At 66.7% G+C, this 17886-nt stretch carries 16 protein-coding genes; 9 read left to right on the forward strand and 7 right to left on the reverse strand.

Annotated features, from left to right (window positions below):
* Window positions 1–54: 54 nt before the first annotated feature.
* The gene (locus WHH00_RS13390) at window positions 55–924 is read right to left on the reverse strand and encodes a PRC and DUF2382 domain-containing protein (protein ID WP_406633469.1); all 870 of its coding nucleotides are present in this window, start codon (window positions 922–924) and stop codon (window positions 55–57) included.
* 259 nt (window positions 925–1183) lie between these two features.
* Between WHH00_RS13390 and WHH00_RS13395 the strand changes: the two genes are divergently transcribed.
* Window positions 1184–2341: a glycosyltransferase family 4 protein gene (locus WHH00_RS13395; RefSeq protein WP_406633471.1), complete on the forward strand. Its 1158-nt coding sequence runs from the start codon at window positions 1184–1186 to the stop codon at window positions 2339–2341.
* Entirely contained in the window at window positions 2338–3720 is a 1383-nt protein-coding gene (locus WHH00_RS13400) for a UDP-glucose dehydrogenase family protein (protein ID WP_406633473.1), read from the forward strand. Before WHH00_RS13395 ends, WHH00_RS13400 begins: the two co-directional genes overlap by 4 nt.
* Window positions 3721–3742: 22 nt before the next feature.
* Here WHH00_RS13400 and WHH00_RS13405 read toward each other — a convergent pair whose 3' ends face one another.
* Entirely contained in the window at window positions 3743–4609 is an 867-nt protein-coding gene (locus WHH00_RS13405; protein WP_406633475.1) for an HAD hydrolase family protein, read from the reverse strand.
* 223 nt (window positions 4610–4832) lie between these two features.
* Here WHH00_RS13405 and WHH00_RS13410 point away from each other — a divergent pair, with 223 nt between their 5' ends.
* The gene (locus tag WHH00_RS13410; RefSeq protein ID WP_350004310.1) at window positions 4833–5102 is read left to right on the forward strand and encodes a GlsB/YeaQ/YmgE family stress response membrane protein; all 270 of its coding nucleotides are present in this window, start codon (window positions 4833–4835) and stop codon (window positions 5100–5102) included.
* 149 nt (window positions 5103–5251) lie between these two features.
* Window positions 5252–7489, forward strand: coding sequence for an EAL domain-containing protein (locus WHH00_RS13415; RefSeq protein ID WP_406638606.1), 2238 nt, complete (start codon window positions 5252–5254; stop codon window positions 7487–7489).
* A 23-nt stretch (window positions 7490–7512) separates the two neighbouring features.
* On the opposite strand, the gene WHH00_RS13420 is transcribed toward WHH00_RS13415, so the two are convergent.
* Window positions 7513–7941 carry a hypothetical protein gene (locus WHH00_RS13420; protein ID WP_406633477.1) on the reverse strand — a complete coding sequence of 143 codons (429 nt, stop codon included), beginning with the start codon at window positions 7939–7941 and terminating at the stop codon, window positions 7513–7515.
* A 210-nt stretch (window positions 7942–8151) separates the two neighbouring features.
* Between WHH00_RS13420 and WHH00_RS13425 the strand changes: the two genes are divergently transcribed.
* Both WHH00_RS13425 and WHH00_RS13430 read left to right on the forward strand, forming a co-directional pair.
* Window positions 8152–8703, forward strand: coding sequence for a dihydrofolate reductase family protein (locus WHH00_RS13425; RefSeq protein WP_400516679.1), 552 nt, complete (start codon window positions 8152–8154; stop codon window positions 8701–8703).
* 39 nt (window positions 8704–8742) lie between these two features.
* Window positions 8743–9018 (forward strand): hypothetical protein, encoded by a 276-nt coding sequence (locus tag WHH00_RS13430; protein WP_400516680.1) that lies wholly within the window; start codon window positions 8743–8745, stop codon window positions 9016–9018.
* 58 nt (window positions 9019–9076) lie between these two features.
* Here WHH00_RS13430 and mmuM read toward each other — a convergent pair whose 3' ends face one another.
* A complete protein-coding gene (mmuM, locus tag WHH00_RS13435; protein WP_406638608.1) occupies window positions 9077–10039 on the reverse strand; it encodes a homocysteine S-methyltransferase in 963 nt (320 codons plus the stop codon).
* A 98-nt stretch (window positions 10040–10137) separates the two neighbouring features.
* Here mmuM and WHH00_RS13440 point away from each other — a divergent pair, with 98 nt between their 5' ends.
* From WHH00_RS13440 to WHH00_RS13450, 3 genes are all read left to right on the forward strand, one after another.
* A complete protein-coding gene (locus WHH00_RS13440; RefSeq protein WP_406633479.1) occupies window positions 10138–10617 on the forward strand; it encodes a hypothetical protein in 480 nt (159 codons plus the stop codon).
* Window positions 10614–11366 (forward strand): cyclase family protein, encoded by a 753-nt coding sequence (locus WHH00_RS13445; RefSeq protein WP_406633481.1) that lies wholly within the window; start codon window positions 10614–10616, stop codon window positions 11364–11366. Before WHH00_RS13440 ends, WHH00_RS13445 begins: the two co-directional genes overlap by 4 nt.
* 176 nt (window positions 11367–11542) lie before the next feature.
* Window positions 11543–12307 (forward strand): IclR family transcriptional regulator, encoded by a 765-nt coding sequence (locus WHH00_RS13450; protein WP_406633483.1) that lies wholly within the window; start codon window positions 11543–11545, stop codon window positions 12305–12307.
* Here the strand turns inward: WHH00_RS13450 and WHH00_RS13455 are convergent.
* The 3 genes from WHH00_RS13455 to WHH00_RS13465 all read right to left on the reverse strand — a co-directional run bounded on the left by WHH00_RS13455 (window position 12304) and on the right by WHH00_RS13465 (window position 17817).
* Window positions 12304–13071 carry an IclR family transcriptional regulator gene (locus tag WHH00_RS13455; protein ID WP_406638610.1) on the reverse strand — a complete coding sequence of 256 codons (768 nt, stop codon included), beginning with the start codon at window positions 13069–13071 and terminating at the stop codon, window positions 12304–12306. The two genes, WHH00_RS13450 and WHH00_RS13455, sit on opposite strands and share 4 nt — an antisense overlap.
* 159 nt (window positions 13072–13230) lie before the next feature.
* Window positions 13231–14664: an amino acid permease gene (locus tag WHH00_RS13460; RefSeq protein ID WP_406633485.1), complete on the reverse strand. Its 1434-nt coding sequence runs from the start codon at window positions 14662–14664 to the stop codon at window positions 13231–13233.
* A 183-nt stretch (window positions 14665–14847) separates the two neighbouring features.
* The gene (locus WHH00_RS13465; RefSeq protein WP_406633487.1) at window positions 14848–17817 is read right to left on the reverse strand and encodes a BTAD domain-containing putative transcriptional regulator; all 2970 of its coding nucleotides are present in this window, start codon (window positions 17815–17817) and stop codon (window positions 14848–14850) included.
* Between the last annotated feature and the right edge of the window lie 69 nt (window positions 17818–17886).

Below are 17886 nucleotides of genomic sequence, written 5' to 3' on the forward strand. Positions count from 1 at the left end.
GCCTGGCGCGCCGGTCCGTTCAACGGCGCGTCAAAGGTGCATCAACGGTGCAGGTTAGCGGCGACCTTCGCGGTCAACGCCGTCTGCGTCAATGTGTTCCTTGCGGACTTCCTCACTCACGGTGACGTCCTCCTGCACAACGTCCTTGTCGAGGCGGACCCGCTCTACCGGAACGGTTTCCTTCTCCACCACGGGGCGCTCCTCATGGAGGATCACCTCGTGCTCCTCTTCGCTGATGTCCGGGCCGCGAAGGGCCTCGCCGCGGTTGGCGTCCGTGATGGGCTCGCGCTCCAGGCGGACTTCTTCACGCTGCACGGGGACGGTCTTGGTGACGTTTTCCGTGGTGACGTATTTCCGCAGCCGTGCCCGGCCAGTGGTTTCGCGCTCGGTGCCGACGTGGAGCCGCTCCTCGGAGCGGGTCATGGCGTCGTCCGTGGTGGGACCGGAGGTGTCGTGGCCCACAGTGCCGCGGGTGGTGTCGCGGTCAAGGTCGCGGTCGCGGCCAATACCCGTGGTGGGAGTGCCGGCGTTCAGGTCCGCATCGCCCTGGAAGTCAACATCCTTCCGGGTGTCCAGATCGTCGTTCCGGGTGTCCGAGTAGGTGCGGGCACCGCGCTCGTAGTACGTGTAGAGGCGGTCCTCTTCCTCAGGGGTGAGGTGCCCGTCCACGTCTACGCGGGGGGCGTCCTTGACGTGTTCCTTGGTGTACGGCACCACCAGGTCGTCGTCCTGGCTGTGTGCTCCCTCGACGGGAACGAAGGACTGCGAGGTGCCGAAAAGGCCCGTCTTGACGGTGACCCATGTGGGCTCGCCCGTATCGTCGTCCGCGTAGAGCTGGCCGATTGAGCCGATCTTTTCGCCATCTGAACCGATGACGTTGCCACCCTTGGTGAGCAGGCTTTCGATGTTTTCCCTGTTGAGCATGACGTCTCCTTGGATGTGTCGTTGCGCTGGGCTTAACTAACAAATTTGGATGGTCCTGCACCGGGGTCCGGTGCCGGGTTCCGCCCCGTCTGCTTGAGGCTCTGCGTTAGCTGCCCTCCTACACTAAGCATGCTTAGCATCATATGCAAAGCCTACTTAGTAATTTTTTTCAGTTCGGCGTCCTCCTGTTCACGCAGCCTTTCCCTCCGGGTAACGTTTTCTCCCCCGCACGGCAACGCCGGCCGCCCACCGTGGAGGGGTGAGGATCGCAATTGTTGCTGAATCATTCCTGCCGCTGATGAACGGCGTAACGCATTCCATCCTGCGCGTGCTGGAACACCTTGAGAGCCGGGGCGACGACGTCCTGGTGATCGCGCCTTCCACGCTGGACGGGGAGGCGCCGGACCATGTGCGGGGCGCGGAAATCCTCCGGCTGCCGGCAGTGCCGCTGGCCGGCTACGCGAACGTCAGGGTGGCGATGGGCGGTGTGTACCGGGTCAAGCGAATCCTTGCCGACTACGCACCGGACGTTGTCCATCTCGCCTCGCCGTTCGTGCTTGGCTGGCGGGCGGCGCAGGCGGCGCACCAGCTGGGCATTCCCACTGTGGCCGTCTACCAGACCGAGGTTCCCAGCTACGCGGCGAGATACGGTGTGCCGTTCCTGGAGAACTGGGCCTGGAACCGGGTTGAAAACATCCACCTGCTGGCCACCCGCACCCTGGTGCCGTCCACCTTCGCGCTGAACCAGTTGCGCGGCCGCGGCATCCCAAGGGTGAAGATGTGGAGGCGGGGAGTGGATACGGCACGATTTTCGCCGGAAAAGCGCGACGACGGATGGCGGGCTTCCGTGGCCCCCGGCGGCCAGCGGATCATCGGCTACGTGGGCCGGCTGGCCGTGGAGAAACAGGTGGAGGACCTGGCTGCCCTGGCCGGGATTCCCAACGCCAGGCTGGTGATTGTCGGTGACGGGCCGCAGCGGGCGGTCCTCGAGGACGCCCTGCCGGATGCGGTTTTCACCGGCTTCCTGGGCGGTGAGGAGCTGGCGCGCGCGGTGGCATCCTTCGACCTTTTTGTGCATCCGGGTGAGTTCGAGACCTTCTGCCAGACCATCCAGGAGGCCATGGCATCGGGGGTTCCGGTGGTGGCCACGGGCCGGGGCGGGCCGCTGGACCTGGTGGAGAATTCCCGGACCGGCTGGCTCTATGAGCCGGGCGACCTGTCCGGGTTGCGCGGCCACGTGCTCGACCTGATGGGCGACGACGCCAAACGCCGCGCGTTCGCTGCTGCAGCCCATGCGTCCGTGCAGGACAGGACGTGGCCGGCACTGTGCGGGCAACTGGTCCGGCACTACCAGGAAGCCATCACGGCCGCACCGGCGCAAACACCAACAGGTTTCCGGGCAGGAGCAACACAGTGAAAATCTCGGTGATCGGCTGCGGCTACCTTGGCGCCGTCCATGCGGCCACCCTCGCGTCCATGGGCCATACCGTGGTGGGAATCGACGTCGATCCCGGCAAGGTGGAACAGCTGGCGCGCGGCGCCGCCCCCTTCCACGAACCCGGCCTGGACGAACTCCTGCGGGACGGCCGGAACACCGGCCGCCTCACTTTCTCCACGGACGCCGCTGCCGCGAAAGGCGCACAGGTCCACTTCCTGTGCGTGGGCACCCCGCAGGACAAAACGTCCGACGCCGCCAACCTCACCTTCCTGGTCTCCGCCATCGAAACGCTGCTGCCGCACCTGGCCGCGGGCGCCGTCGTCGTGGGTAAATCCACGGTGCCCGTCGGCACGGTGGAGATGCTGCGCGGCGTGCTGGCCTCCCGGCCGGACGTGCTGCTGGGCTGGAACCCGGAGTTCCTCCGCCAGGGGACCGCGGTGAAGGACTCGCTGGTACCGGACCGGCTGGTGTACGGGGTGGACGGCGGGCGCGCGTCCGCCTTCCATCCCCGCACCGGCGCACCGCTCGGGGTTACGGCGGCACTGGATGCGGTGTACGAGCCGCTCCTTGAGGCCGGCATCCCCCGCCTGGTCTGCAACTTCGCCACGGCGGAGCTCATCAAGTCCGCAGCGAACGCTTTCCTTGCCACCAAAGTAAGCTTCATCAACGCCGTGGCCGAACTGTGCGACGCAAAAGGGGCGGACGTGGCGGAGCTGGCCGAGGCCATGGGTATGGACCCGCGCATCGGCGGACGGTATCTGCACGCCGGCCTGGGGTTTGGCGGCGGCTGCCTCCCCAAGGACATCCGCAGCTTCCGGACCCAAGCCATCCATGCAGGGGTCACGGCCCTTGACGACTGGATGCGGCTGGTGGATTCGGTCAACCTGGGCCAGCGTGAACGGACGGTCAGCCTGGCTGCCGGACTCTGCGGCGGCAGCGTTGCCGGCCGCTCCATCACGGTCCTTGGCGCGTCCTTCAAACCGGACACCGACGACATCCGGGACTCCCCCGCCCTGGATGTTGCCGACCGGCTTGCCGCGTGCGGCGCCCATGTGACCGTCACGGATCCCAAGGCGGTCAACCAGGCCTGGCGCCGCTATCCGCGCCTCAAGTTCGAAGCGTCGATGGAGCAGGCACTCGAGGGCGCGGAGCTGGTGATGCTGCTCACGGAATGGGATGAATACCGCAGCCTCTCCCCCGCCGCTGCGGGCGCACGGGTACGACGCCGGGTGGTGCTGGACGCGCGCAACGTGCTGGACGCCGCGGCCTGGCAGGCCTCCGGCTGGCTGGTGCGCGGTTTGGGGACCGGCGCTGCGGCGTACGCGTCCGAGCAGGCACCCGCCCCGCTTTCTTCCTGACGTCTTTCCGCCCGGAAGCCGGTCAGCCCAGCAGGCCGAGCTCCTCAAAGGCGAGTGCCACTCCGTTTCCGGCCGGCCCGGCGGTGGTCCGGTCCGCGACTGCCAGCACCGCCGGGTGCCCGCCTTCCACCGCGATGCCCACGCCGGCGTACTCCAGCATCTCGATGTCGTTGGCGCTGTCCCCGATGGCCACGATGTCCGCGCGGTCAAGGCCCAGGTGTTCCTCCACCACCTGGATGCCCACGGCTTTGTGTGTTCCGGCCATGAAGATCTCGCCGGCGCGGTCGCCCAGGGCGGAGAGGGAACTGGGAATGAGGCCCACCTGCGGCCCCAGCGCGTCCACCAGCTGCTGCAGCGGCACCGGGGAATCAAAGCAGGATATTTTGGCGTAGGACGTGGAGCGAAGGTCGTCGCTGTACTGCATCGGCCCCAGGATGTCCTCCAGCGGATCCACGTCGGTGCTGAGGACCCCGTCGTGCTGCGGCCGGCCGGCGAAGATCGGGCCCAGCACCTCCCGCAGCCTCTGGTCCACGCCTGTCCGGCCGTGCAGGGCCTCGGGTGCTTCCAAGATGTAGGCGGCGCCATGTGCGTCCAGCGTTTCCACGATCAGGGCAGCCAGGTCCGGATCAAAGCGCGTGTCCTTGAGGACTTCTCCCCCGAGCTCCACCCGGGCTCCGGCCCCGGTGATGCTGCCGTCGAAGCCGGCCTCCAGGATGTGGCTTGGGACCATGGACAGCGGCCGCCCGGTGCAGACGAAGACCAGGTGTCCCAGCCGGCGTGCGGTCCGCACCGCGTCGACGTGCGCAGCAGGCGCCAGCCCGTGGTCGGCATAGGTGCCGTCGATGTCGAGGAAGATGGCACGTGGCCGGACTGTCTGCTGGCTGGGCATGCCAAAACTCCTTGGTTTGTTGCGGGGACAATCAATCCTATCGAAGGCCATGCCCGCTGCCCCGGCGGGATTCACCAGCAAATAGCGAAAGTGGTGCATTCCGGCCGGAAAAACTGACAGTCATCCCGTGATAATCAAACTCTTGCAGAGCAGTAAGCACGCTGATTGAATTATGGAACCGGAAATGGGGGCCCGGCACAACTTACTGACAAGGAGTGACAACATGGGCATTCTCGGATTTCTCATTTTGGGCCTGATCGCCGGAGCCATTGCGAAGGCAATCCTGCCCGGCCGCCAAGGCGGAGGCTGGGTGGTCACCCTGGTCCTCGGCGTTGTCGGCGCCATCCTGGGCGGCTGGATCGGTTCGCTGATCTTCGGCGGCGGCCTGGCCGAATTCTTCGATATCCGCACCTGGCTGCTGGCAATTCTTGGTTCAATCATCGTCCTGCTCGTTTATGGTGCAGTCACTAACCGCAGCCACCGCCGCGTATAGCGGTCCCTTTATTCCCAAACCCTAAAAGCGCTGTCCCCCTGGGGGCAGCGCTTTTGTGTTGGCATTGCCAGGAAGGCCGGCAGGTCCGCAACAGTCCGTGGGAAACCGGGCCCCGGCAGCTCACCAAATTTCGGTTCCTGCGCTCTATGATGTCCGAGGGGGGTGGTGTCTTGAATGATTCTTGGAGCCACGGCAGGACTGCGGCAGCACAAACTTTCGGCACCGTTCTGGATGCCAGTCCGGATGCGCTGCTGGCCATAGCAGCAGATGGCAGCATCGCGCTGGCCAACGCCGCGGCCGGGAGGCTGTTCGGATACGCCGCCGGGGACCTCACCGGGCGGGACCACCGAACACTGCTGGCCGAAGGCTTCCGCAGCGAGGCGGACCAGCTTTTCACCCGGCTCCGTGCCCGGCCCGCGGAGCATCCGCCGCCGCGTGAAATCTACGGCCTGCACAGCAGCGGGACGGAATTCCCCGCCGAGGCAACGGGCTCATTGCTGCCGTGGGAAGCGGCCCTGCCGTTCCATCCGGGACCTTTTGGCGCTGCGTCAGCTCCAGGGGGCCCGGAAGGGCGCCGGGGACCCGACGACGGCGGCCCCGACCATGGCCTGCTGCTTCTTTCGGTCCGGGGTACTTCCCACCGCCAGGCAGCGGATGCCGACCTGCGGGAAGCGATGTCCCTGCTGACCGCCACGCTGGAATCGACAGCCGACGGCATCCTGGTGATGAGCACCGAGGGCAGGGTGGCCGGTTTCAATGACCAGTTCCTCACCATGTGGGGTATCCCGCCGGAGCTCATGGAGGGAGACAGTGAGGAGCCCGTCCTGCGGCTCATCATCGAGCAGGTGGCGGATCCTGCGGGCTTCCTGGCGCGGATCAGGGCGCTTGGGGAAGACCCGGCAGCAGAAAGCCACGACGTCCTGGAATTCGCGGACGGGCGCACCTTTGAACGATATTCGCGGCCACAGAGGGTCGGTGAAAACATCGTGGGGCGGGTGTGGAGTTTCCGCGACGTCACGCCACGGCGCAAAGCCCAGGAGCAGGCCCACCAGGCCATGATGGACCTCGCCGAGCAGGCGGAGAAGCTGCGGGCGATGGCTTTCCAGGACCCGCTGACGGGCCTGGCAAACCGGGCCGTGTTCAACGACGCCCTGGCTGGAGCCCTGCAGGAACCGCGGCTCAAGACCGTTGACGTCCTGCTCCTGGACCTGGACGACTTCAAGGAAGTCAACGACATCCTTGGCCACCAGGCCGGCGATGACATGCTGGTTGAAGTGGCCCGAAGGCTCCGCGGCTGCGTCCCCACTGCCGACGTGGTGGCCCGGCTGGGCGGAGACGAGTTTGTGGTGCTCCTGACCGCATGCCCTGACGCGGATACGATCGCCCAATGCATCGTCCGGTGCCTGCACGTCCCCGTTACGATCCAGGGCACCGTCCTGCGGCCCAGCCTCAGCCTGGGACTCGCATCGCTGGGACGGGACAGCGTGGGTGCCTCCGAGCTGCTCCGGCAGGCAGACATCTCGATGTACGCGGCAAAGGCCGCCGGCAAGAACCGCTTCCTGCGGTTCCATCCGGACATGATGACTGCCCTGGTGCAGCGGACCCATATGGAAGCCGGCCTGCAGCTGGCCGTGGCCCGGGGCGAAATATCGGTCGACTTCCAGCCAATCGTGTCCCACCGCATGGGGCAGGTGGTCACGTTCGAGGCGCTGGCCCGGTGGGACAGGGATGGCGGGAGGGTCCCGCCGTCGGTCTTCATTCCGTTGGCCGAGCGCACGGGGCTGATCAACGAGATCGGCACGGAAGTGATGGCGCTGGGCATGGTGCAGCTGGCGCCGTGGCTGAGCGAGGACCCGTCCCGGTCGCTCGCCGTGAACGTTTCGGGGGTCCAGCTGCAGGACCCCCTGTTTGCCCAGACGGTCCTTCGGCTTGCCGAGGCCAGCGGTGTGGCCGCCTACCAGCTTGTCCTTGAGGTCACCGAAAGCGTGTTTTTCGACGCCGACTGCAGCCTCATCAAACAGCTCAGCTCGCTCCGGGAGGAGGGGGCCAGGGTTGCCTTGGACGATTTCGGCACCGGCTATTCCTCCCTGGGCAGGCTGCAGGACCTGCCGGTGGACACGGTGAAGATCGACAGGACGTTTGTCTCCATGGTGCGCACCGGCAACGAGCGGCTGCCCATCCTCAGTTCCATGATCAACATGGCCCACAGCCTTGGTTTGACCGTCACGGCGGAAGGTGTGGAAACGGCGGCGCAGGCGGATTACCTGGCGGCCCTGGATTGCGATTCGCTGCAGGGTTACCTGTTTTCGCTGCCGCAGCCGGGTCGTCGGCTGGAGAACGCGCTGCAGCAGGCGGAGGAAGCGCTCACTGTGCTGAAGGACCGATAGGACGGACGACGGCGGCTTGCCTGCTAGGCGGCCTGCTTGCGGCCTGCCTGCTTGGAGGTTTTCTTTGCTGCTTTGGGGGCGGGAGGCGCCGGGTGCTGGACTGCCGGCTCTTCGGGTGCGTCCATTGACTGGGCTCCTCCTGCCGGCTCGACCGCCACCTGGCCTTCCCCGGCCTGGGGGTCAACGGAATACCCGGTGTAGGCCGTTGCGGCGGCCCGGTTGCGGCGCCAGCGGCGGAGCAGGTCCGTGGCGGCCAGGATGCCCGCCAGCGGGCTGAGGACCGCCACGGTGTAGACGAACAGCATCCAGGTCAGAGTGGTGAGCGGGGGCTGGTTGTTGTGCAGCAGGGACAGCCCGCCCAGGAGTCCCACGGCCCAGAACAGCACCACGGCGGTAAGGACTGCAGCGGCCGGAAAATACTGGTTGCTCACGATCTTTTTCAGGGTTTCCATGCACTTTCCTCCTGCCTGGCCGGGGCACGGCAACAGCCGCTCACCACAAGTATGCGGCTCAGGATCAGCCAAACCCTGCAAGACGCCTCGGCGAGTGATGAACGTAACTGGGGCGGCCGCCGTCGTGCGCTTTTGCAGGGATCTTCCGCTGGCTCAAGGGGCGCACTAGCGTGAGGCGTGTCCGCTCAAAAACCCCTGCTGGAGGTCCCCATGCGCAAAGTCACTGCCGGCCTGTTCCACTCCGTGGACGGCGTTGTGTCCGATCCCTACAAGTTCCAGTTCGACAGCTTTGACGACGAACTGGGCGCCGGCCTGACCACCATGATGGAAACGGTGGACACAGTGGTGCTGGGCCGGGTGAGCTACCAGGAGTGGGCCGCGTACTGGCCTACCGCGCCCGTGGACGAGGACTTCGCCGCGTTCATCAACCCAGTGGAGAAGTTCGTGGCGTCGCGGACCCTGGCGGAACCGCTCGAATGGCAAAACTCGCACCTGATGGACGCGCCGCTGGAAGAGTTCGTAGCAGGGCTCAAAAAGCGCGACGGCGGCGAGATCGCCGTGTGCGGCAGCATCTCGGTCACGCGGCAGCTGCTGTTCGCCGGGCTGCTGGATTCCCTGACGCTCATGACGCACCCGGTGGTGGCGGGGAGCGGGCGGCGCCTCTTCCAGGACGGCGACCCCACCACCCGGCTGGTACTCCTGGACCAGTCCCGGACCAGCAAGGGCAACGTGATCACCACCTACGGGCGGCTTGAGGCGTAAGCCCTACTATCAGTGCCGTTACTGTGACAGGGTTTGGATATGGGTAAAGAACCTCTGGATCCGGATGACGGTGCAGTTCCCGGCACCGGCGTCAATGACCATGCCTGGGAGCGGGAGCACCGGCATCCCACGCCTGAACAGGCCCGTTCCATCGGATACCGGCGCAGGGACGCCGAGGCGAAACTCGAGCAGCACCAGCAGGAAGCCCGTGAGAAGGCCGAACACGCGGACGAACAGGGCGCCCCGGGCGGGGACACCGCGGACCAAGACAACCCAGACCAGGACAACCAAAAGGACGCTCCGGCAAAGGGCTGAGGCCTTCAGGCGCCGCGTTGCGCTGCAGGTTCAGCGCGGATGGTTCACCCGGGATGGTTCAGCGGCGCGCGGCAATGATCCGTCCGACGGCGGCGATGTCGCCTGGTGTCGTGCGGCAGCACCCGCCGATGATGCGTGCGCCGTGCTCCAGCCAGGCGTCGGCCCCGCCGGCGGGGTCTGTTGGTTCGGCGTCCGCACCCTGTGCGGAGGCTGTGGCCGGACCCCAGGTCTTGGTCGCGGGATCGTACGTTTCGCCTGAGTTGGGGTAGGCCACCAGCGGTTTGTCCGTCGCGCTGTGGAGGGCGGCGAGCGCGGGAGTGACCAGGTGCAGCGGCACGCAGTTCACGCCGATCGCTGCGGCCAGGGGGTGTGCGTCAAGGAGCCCGGCAACGGCCGTCAGCGGGGTGCCGTCGCTGATGTGGGCGCCGTCCCGCAGGGAGAAGGTGAACCAGGATTCGACGCCGAACTCTTCCGTGAGGGCGGCCAGCGCCGCGGCTTCGGCAAATGACGGGAGCGTCTCGCACGCCAGGAAATCCACACCCGCTTCAACGAGTGCGGCTACCCGGGGCCGGTGGAAGTCCAGGAACTCATCTTTCCCCAGCGTGTAGTCGCCGCGGTATTCGGAACCGTCTGCAAGGTAGGCGCCGTAAGGGCCAACAGAGCCGGCAATGAGCAGCGTGCCCGAGTCCGGCGCGGCGGCCAGGTGCATGCGGCGGGCCTCATCCGCCAGCCGCACCGACAACGCCACCAGCTCCAGGGCATCGTGGGCGCTCATGCCCCGCCGTGCGAAGCCCTGCGGCGTTGCCTGGTAGCTGGCGGTGGTGGCAATCCGGGCCCCGGCGGAGAAGTAGTCGCGGTGGACGTCCCTGATCAGGTGCGGGTCTTCCAGCAGGACCTTGGCAGACCACAGGGGATCGTCCAGGTTGCAGCCGCGGGCCTCGAGTTCCGTGGCCAGGGCGCCGTCGGTGACGAGGTGCTCCCCGGATTCCAGCAGGGACGAGAGCGGCGCAATGGAAGACATAGTAGTCATAATACGCATTTACTTATGCTTGTAATGATTATTTCTTTCTGTCACGATGGCTGGCAGCCGTCAACCGGCGGAGGAAAGAGGCTAGGTTCTTGGACGTTCAACTTCACCCGGTACGCAAGCTCCGCGTGCACTGGCCCATCAGCAGCAGCACCTTCGGGCAGCTGTCCAAGGGCGAGCCGGACGCCTTCCGGGATGATCCGGGCATCGCGCACCTGCTGCAGGCCCTTGCCGAATTCCGGGAACTCGGGGACTTCGGCAACTACAAGCATGTGTTTGAGTCCAGCCTCGGTTTCGAGGGGTTCACCACGGCCGAGGGCGCCAATCCCACCCTGGGACGGGTGGGTGAGCAGACCCTCTCGCCAACCTTCGTCTTCACAACGTACTTCGACGCCTCACTGGGGGACGCCGCCGTCGAGCGGTTTATGCGCCGCCTCGTGGACATCCACCCGTGGGAGGTGCCGGTCATTGAGGTGACCGGCCCCGTCAGCGTCTCCAGCACCGCACTGGCGCCGCCGGCAGAAGCATCAAAGACTGAAGCGCCCATGGCAGAAGGAGCCGCAGCATCATGACGGACACCAGCACAACCTCGCTCTGGGAGGGCTTGCAGGCGGTGATCGCGGGCAGGCAGTTCGTGGACCTGACGCACGCCTTCCACCCGGGACAGCCCCACTTCGCCGCCTTTCCGGATGAGCAGCGCGAAGCCCTTTTCGACCTGGACAAGGGTGACGGCTTCACCGCCCACCGCTACACAATCGTGGGCCAGTGGGGAACCCACGTTGACCCGCCCTCCCACTTCATTTGCGGCGGCAGGACGCTGGACCAGATCCCGGTGGAGGAGATGATCCTTCCGCTGGTGGTCCTGGATATCAGCCAGCGGGTGGCCGGCAACCCGGACGCCACCCCCACCCTGCAGGACGTCCAGGAGTGGGAAACCCGGAACGGCCCCGTCCCGCGGGGTTCCTTCGTTGCCCTCCGCACTGGATGGAGCGGCCGGTGGCCCGACGCCGGGGCGATGGCAAACCGGGACAGCGAGGGCCTGAGCCACACGCCCGGCTGGTCCATGGAGGTGCTGTCCTTCCTGGTTGAGCACCGTGCCGTGGCCGCGGTCGGCCACGAGCAGACAGACACGGACCCTGGCCTGGCAACCTCCCGGCAGGACTTCAGCCTGGAAACCTATGTCTTGGAACAGGGGCGCTGGCAGATCGAACTGATGGCCAACCTGGACGGGCTGCCGGAATCCGGTGCCGCCGTCGTCGCTTCCTGGCCAAAGCCCCTCGGCGGCAGCGGCTTCCCGGCAAGGGTGTTTGCCATCTGCTGATGCGGCTGCGGGCCCCTGCCCTGCGGCCGGCAGCTCCGCAATCGCCGGAAGAGAACACGGTCGCCGGGGCGTCCCTGTGTGTCAGGCGACCACGTACTGCTCCGGCGAATCCGGCGCGCCAGTCGGTGACACATCGGAAGCCGGGCAGGGAAAGCACCTCCACTAGACTCGACACCATGCCAAAAACCTCCAGCATGGGCCGCGGAATCATGGCCCTCCTTGCTGTGGGTGCACGCCATGCAGCGGGACATCCCGGAGGAACCGTCGCTGACGTCGCCGCAGATCTCGGCAAGGACCGCAGCCAGGTTTCACGCAACCTCCGCAGTGCCGAACAGGAGGGCTTTCTCCGCAAAACGAGCCAGCGCACCTACAGCCTGGACTGGTCCGTCCTTACTGACGCGCAGCTGCTCACCGAGCGCCGTCTAGAGTCCGACGGCGGCACCGCCCTGGACGCGCTGGCGGGAGAAACGGATGAGGCATGTTTCCTGGGGGTCCTTCACGGGGACAGCACGGTGACCATGGGCGAAAGCGTCCCGGCGAGCAGCAATCTGGTGGGCTCCTGGCTGGGCCGGCCCTACCCCGCGTACTGCAGCGATGCCGGGCAGGCGGTGCTGTGGGAAGCGTCAGAGGCGGAAGTGCGGACCGTCTTCGCGGATGTGGCGTTTGTGCGGCACGGCCCCAACACGCCCACCAGCGTGGACGACTTCCTGGCGCGGCGTGAAGCTGCCCGGAAGCGGGGCTACTCGATCGTGGATGAGGAGGCGGAACCGGGCCTCTATTCCCTGGCCGTCCCCGTCCGGGACTTCAAGGGTGACGTGGCGGCGGCGCTGCAGATCGTGGGCATCAAGGACAGGCTGGAACCGCGCCGGGAAGCGTGCGCGGACGCATTGGTGGCCCGGGGAAAATGGCTTGAGCAGAGGCTCGGGTACCGGCAACCCTAGCGGGCGCTCCCGCGGGATCCGAGCCGTTCAGCGGCGCTGGTGAGCATGGCCGCGGCAGTTGCCCCGTCCGGACCGATTCCGGCACGGCTGCCCAGCACACTCAGCGAGGCAAGGACGGCGCCGGCGGCGTCACGGACGGGCACCGCGAGTTCCACCACTCCGTGTTCGAATTCTTCGGCGGCGGTGATAACCCCGGCATCACGGTCGCGGACCATGAGGTCCCAGACCCCGTCGGTGGAGTGCGCGGCCCCCGGTCCGCCGATGCCGATGTAGTTCACGTCCTGCAGCAGGGCATCCAGCGCCGGCCGGTCAAGGTCCCACAGCAGCGCCCGGCCGGCACCGGTGCACCAGGCCGGGGTCACCATGCCGGGCTTGACGAAGCTGCCGGGGATGGCGTCGTTGCTGGAGGCCCGGACCAGGATCACGCGGTAGCCGTCCCGGACGGAGAGCCGGGCGCGCAGTCCCAGCGCCGCAACAAGCGCCTCAAGTTCGGTTTTCGCTTCCCGGACCCAGCCGGTGTTCAGTGCCGCGGCCAGGCTGAAGAAGCGCGGACCTGTCCGGAACGGCCCGCGGTCCACGCGCTCCAGCAGTCCGAGGTCGCACAGTTCCTGCGCCAGGCGGGAGACCCGGCTCTGTTCCATGTCCAGCTCCGCGGCCAGCTGCGAAACGCCCAGCAGTTGGCGTCCCAGTTTCTCCCTGCCTGCCACGAGCCGGACAATCCGGAGCCCCTGCGCCATTGACGACGCCTCAGCGGACGAATCCACGCTCATCTGCACCTCCCGGCCGGTCACAAGGCCCCATTCTTCCACGCCCCGCCTCTCAGGGGCGTTGGGGCCTGCGGCGGAAAGGACGACGGCGACCGTCCGGGAAGGTGCGCAACGCACCTGTTCCGGCAGCCGCCGTCGTCCGCTCCTTTACTGCGTCTACCTCGCCGCAGCGGCCTTGCGGCCGTGCCGGAAGTGGAACCAGATGTAGCACGCGGCCACAAAGGGGATGCCGAAGTAGAGCGCGGCGGCCTGGGTGGGATCGAGGGCGATGCCGATCAGGGAGATCACGCACAGCGAGAACGCCAGGATGGGCACCAGCGGAAACAGCGGGGCTTTGTAGGCGAGGGCGGAGACGTCGCCGCCGCTGCGGACGAACGCCCGGCGGTGGAAGAAGTGCGAGGCGGTGATGGACATCCATACGCCTACGACGGCGAAGCCGGCCACGGAAACCAGCACCAGGTAGACCGTCTCCGGAGCCACCACACTGCTGATCAGCGATGCGACGCCGCCCACCATGCTCACAGAGAGCGCGATGAGGGGGATGCCACGGCCCGTCAACTTTTTGAAGGCGCGGGGGGCATGGCCTTCGTCGGCGAGGGAGTAGAGCATGCGGGCGCAGGAGAACAGGCCGCTGTTGCCGGCGGAGAGCAGCGCGGTGATGATCACGAAGTTCATGATGTCAGCGGCGAACGGCAGGCCGATCGCTGAGAAGACGGTGACGAACGGGCTCTCATCCAGGCCTACCTCGTTGTACGGGATGGTGGCGGCGATGACGGCGATGGCTCCGACGAAGAAGATCAGCAGGCGGAGCACCGTGGTGCGCAGGGCCTTGGGGATGCTGGTGGCCGGGTCCTTGGTTTCACCGGCGGCCACGCCGATAAGTTCCGAGCCGGAGAAGGCGTAGAAGACGGCCAGCACGGTGACCAGGACGCCCGTGAAGCCGTTGGGGAACAGTCCGCCCTCGGTGGCAAAGTTCTCGAACAGGAACGGGTGCTCTCCCCCGCCGCCGAGCGGGCGGAAACCGAACAGGGCCGCACCGCCCAGGACAATGAGGCCGATGATCGCTGCAACCTTGACGATGGCGAACCAGAACTCGGACTCGCCGAAGAACTTGGAGGACACGGCGTTGAAGCCGAAGAGCACGGCCGCGAACACCAGGCACCAGACCCAGACCTCCACGTCCGGGAACCAGCGCTGCATGAGCAGCCCGGAGGCGGTGAACTCCGAGCCGATGGCAACCGCCCAGCACAGCCAGTACAGCCAGGCGGTGGCGAAACCCGTGGCGGGGCCGATGGAGCGGGCGGCGTAGATGTGGAATGCGCCGGACACCGGGTAGGCGATGGCAAGCTCGCCGAGGCAGGCCATCACCAGGTACACAACGAAAGCGCCGATGAGGTACGCGATGACCGCGCCGAGCGGGCCGGCCTGGGAGATGGTGTAGCCGGAGCTAAGGAACAGGCCGGAGCCGATCACGCCGCCCATGGCGATCATCACCAGGTGGCGCGGGCCCATGGAGCGGCGGAGTCCGGAGTCGGCCGCGGGGGGCCTGGCCGGCTGGGCGTCCAGCTTCACGTCTGTTGTGGGTTCCACGGGCGTCTCCAATGATCGGACTCTGCAATGGGAGCGCGCGCAGTCCCCTGGTCCCGGTCCTTGGCAACGAAGAAATGCGCGGCGGCAGTGTTGAAAGTAGCACGGCTGCCGAATTTATAGTCATCAGATACATGAGGTCATGCTTATATTGCACGCTATTACGCAGGTCCGGTGGCGCCGAGGTCACGTCCAGGGAGCCGGGTCGGTGGCGCTCCCCGGAGTAGAGGGATGCCCTCCTGTTGGAGCCGGGGCAGGACTGGGCGGCAATCCGGTGTAGCGTGCGCCCTGCAGCACCTCGTTAGCAGCCTGCCTTAGGCTGAGGCTTCTTCCGCCCTCCCAGGCAAGGCCGAAGCGGATCGGGCCGGCTTCATTGCGCGCCCTGGTGATAACGGATGCAATGTGTTGCTGTTCGGCGGGGTAAAGCGGTAGTCCACGGTCAGTGCGGTAGCTGTCTGTGGCCGCAAGCAAGTGGATGGCCCGCTCGACGCGGTGCCGGCTGACGTAGACGTCGGCAATTTGTTCCAGGAAACCTGCAACCTGGCCCTGTGCATCGAGCTCGAGCCCTGCGGTGACTGCCTCGACGAGCAGGCGCTCCGCGGCATCGTAGTCGCCGGCCTGCTGTGTGCTCTCGGCCAGGTTGGTCAGGGCAATTCCGAGCAACCATCGATCGCCGATCGGGCGGGCAAGCTCGACGCTCACGTGGCGCAACTCCAGGGCCCGGGCATGGTCGCCACCGTAGTAGGCCAGAATGCTGAGGAGAATCAAAGCGCCAACCCTTGTGCGCGGGGTGGCAAGCGGCATCGACAATACTCCCGCAGCGAGCCGCTGGGCGTTGGCGTCATCGTCACGCTCCATCGCCTGCACTGCCAGGCACATTGTGGCCCACGCAACGCCTTGGTCGTTGCCGGCGTCGTGGAAAGCCTGGATTGCTCGGTGATGGAGCCTGGACGCCTGGTCACCGCGTCCGAGCATCCAGCACAACGTGGCCGTTCCGCTGAGAGCGGGAGCCTGCAGCGCCGGAGAAGCGTCTGGTGAGCCATCGAGCAGCTTCAGGGCGATCCCGCACTGTTCCGCCACGTCGCCGGTCAGCTCCCAGTAATGCCAGAGTTGCCCCACCAGTCCCAGCGCCAAGTCCATGGAGCCCTCGGGTCCCGCTGCCCACAACAGTGCAGTGCGCAAATCCAGCGCATCAGCCTTCAGCGAACGGAAAGCCTCCACCTGGTCCTTGCCAAACAGCAGGGGGCATACGGCCTCGGCCAGGGCAAGGTAGTAGTCGGCATGCCGCCGGCGCACCTCGTGTTGTTCGGGAAGCAGCGCCAGCCGGTTACGGGCAAACTCACGGATGGATTGCAGCAGCGACACACGCCGCCGTCCTGCATGGTCGGTGTAGCGCCGCAGCAGGCTGTGGTCCGCGAGCGCGGACAGCAGTTCTTCAGTGGATGGCGCTCCAAGGGGAAGGGAGCCGCGCACGGCGTCGATCGCTGCAATAGTTGGATCGTTGGCGAAAACACCGAGCTGGCCGAAGAGTACGCGTTCAGCGTCCGCCAGCAGTTGGTAACTCCACTCGATCGTGGCGGTGAGGGTTTGCTGCCGGTCCGGAAGGTCCGGGAAGGTGGCCCGCAACGCGGCCAGGCTGACCTCCAAGTCCGCGAGGAGATCGTGCTCGTTAATATGTCGAAGCTGGGCCGCAGCCAGTTCAATGGCCAACGGCAGCCCGTCCAGGCGGTGGCACAGGTGTGTCAGTACTGCGGCGTTTCCGTGGTCTACGGAGAAGCGGGGGCGGACCGTCCGGCCCCGGTTCAAGAGCAGCTTCATTGCCGGCACCTCCCGCAGCTGGCGGGGAGGCAGGGGCGGGTCGAGCGGTGGCAACTCCAGCGGCGCAAGTTCGAACTCATACTCGGGACGCAACCCAAGCCGCCTCCGGCTGGTGGTGAGGATCCGGAGCTCAGGGGCTGCAGTGAGCAGGTCCAGCACCACGGGCCACGCGTCTGCCAAGTGTTCGAAGTTGTCCAGGACCAGCAGCAGGCGGCGGGCATGGAGAAAACGGGACGCGATTTTCAGCGGGTCTTCGCCCGCTGGTGCCTCCAGTCCAAGTGCCGCCGCGATGGCCCCCGGCACCTGCTCAACCCGGGTGAGTGGGGACAGACTAACCCAGCCCGCACCGTCGGGCATGCGCTCGCCCAAACGTGCGGCCGCCGCCATGGCGAGGCGGGTCTTCCCTGCCCCGCCCGCGCCCGTTACGGTGACCAGCCGGCATCCCTCGGAGCGGTAGAGCGAGCACACCTCCCCCAGTTCAGCATCCCGGCCCACCATGGGGGTGAGCGCGGCAGGCAAGTTGTCGAGGCGCTGCCTGGCGCGGCGGTTTTCGTTCACGGCGGGCGGCCCAAGGGAGGCATCCTGGCGCAGCACCAGTGCTTCCAGCTCCTGCAGGCGCACCCCGGGATCAATGCCCAGCTCCGCCGCAAAGGTCTTCCGGGCTGCCCGGCATGCGGCTAGGGCGTCTGCCTGCCGGTCGGAGCGGTACAGCGCAAGCACAAGGGACGCCCACAAGCGCTCCCGGAAGGGATGCTGCGAGACCAGCCGCTGCAGCTCCCCCACCAACGTGGCGTGGCGGCCCAGTGCCAGTTCGACGTCGAAGAGGTCCTGGTAAGTAACCAGCCGGGCTTCCTCCACCTCTTCGAGGTCAGGGACCAGCAGCTCAATGTCGGCAAGATCCGGAAACGCAGGGCAGACGAACAAGTCCAGGGCCTGTCGCAGGCGGACCGCGCCGCCGGCGAGTTCGCCAGCTTCTACTGCGCGCTCGCCGGCGGCAAGGTGCGCGCGGAACTGCAGCAGGTCGAGTTCGTCATCCGCAACAGCCAGGAGGTAGCCGCCGGGACGGCTGGCCAGGCGGTGCGAGGCAACCTCCTTATGGCGGTTGGGCTCCAGCAGGTTCCGAAGGTTCGCGACGTAGACCTGCAGTTGCGGGCCCGGATGCGCCGGCGGGTGGCCGTCCCAGATGGCTTCAGCAAGGAAGTCGGCTGCTACTACCGAGTTCGCCCGCAGCGCCAGGCATTCGAGGACAATACGCAGGTTGCGGCTGCTGACGGGAACCTGGACGCCGTCAGCGATCACCTGCAACGGGCCCAATGCCCTGATCCACAGTGCGCCCATTGCCGAGCACCCCTCACTGACCGGCCACGGGAACAGACTGCGCCCTGTCCCGTGGCGCTTACCGACCAG

The sequence above is a fragment of the Pseudarthrobacter quantipunctorum genome (assembly GCF_045291495.1).
GTDB lineage: Bacteria > Actinomycetota > Actinomycetes > Actinomycetales > Micrococcaceae > Arthrobacter > Arthrobacter quantipunctorum.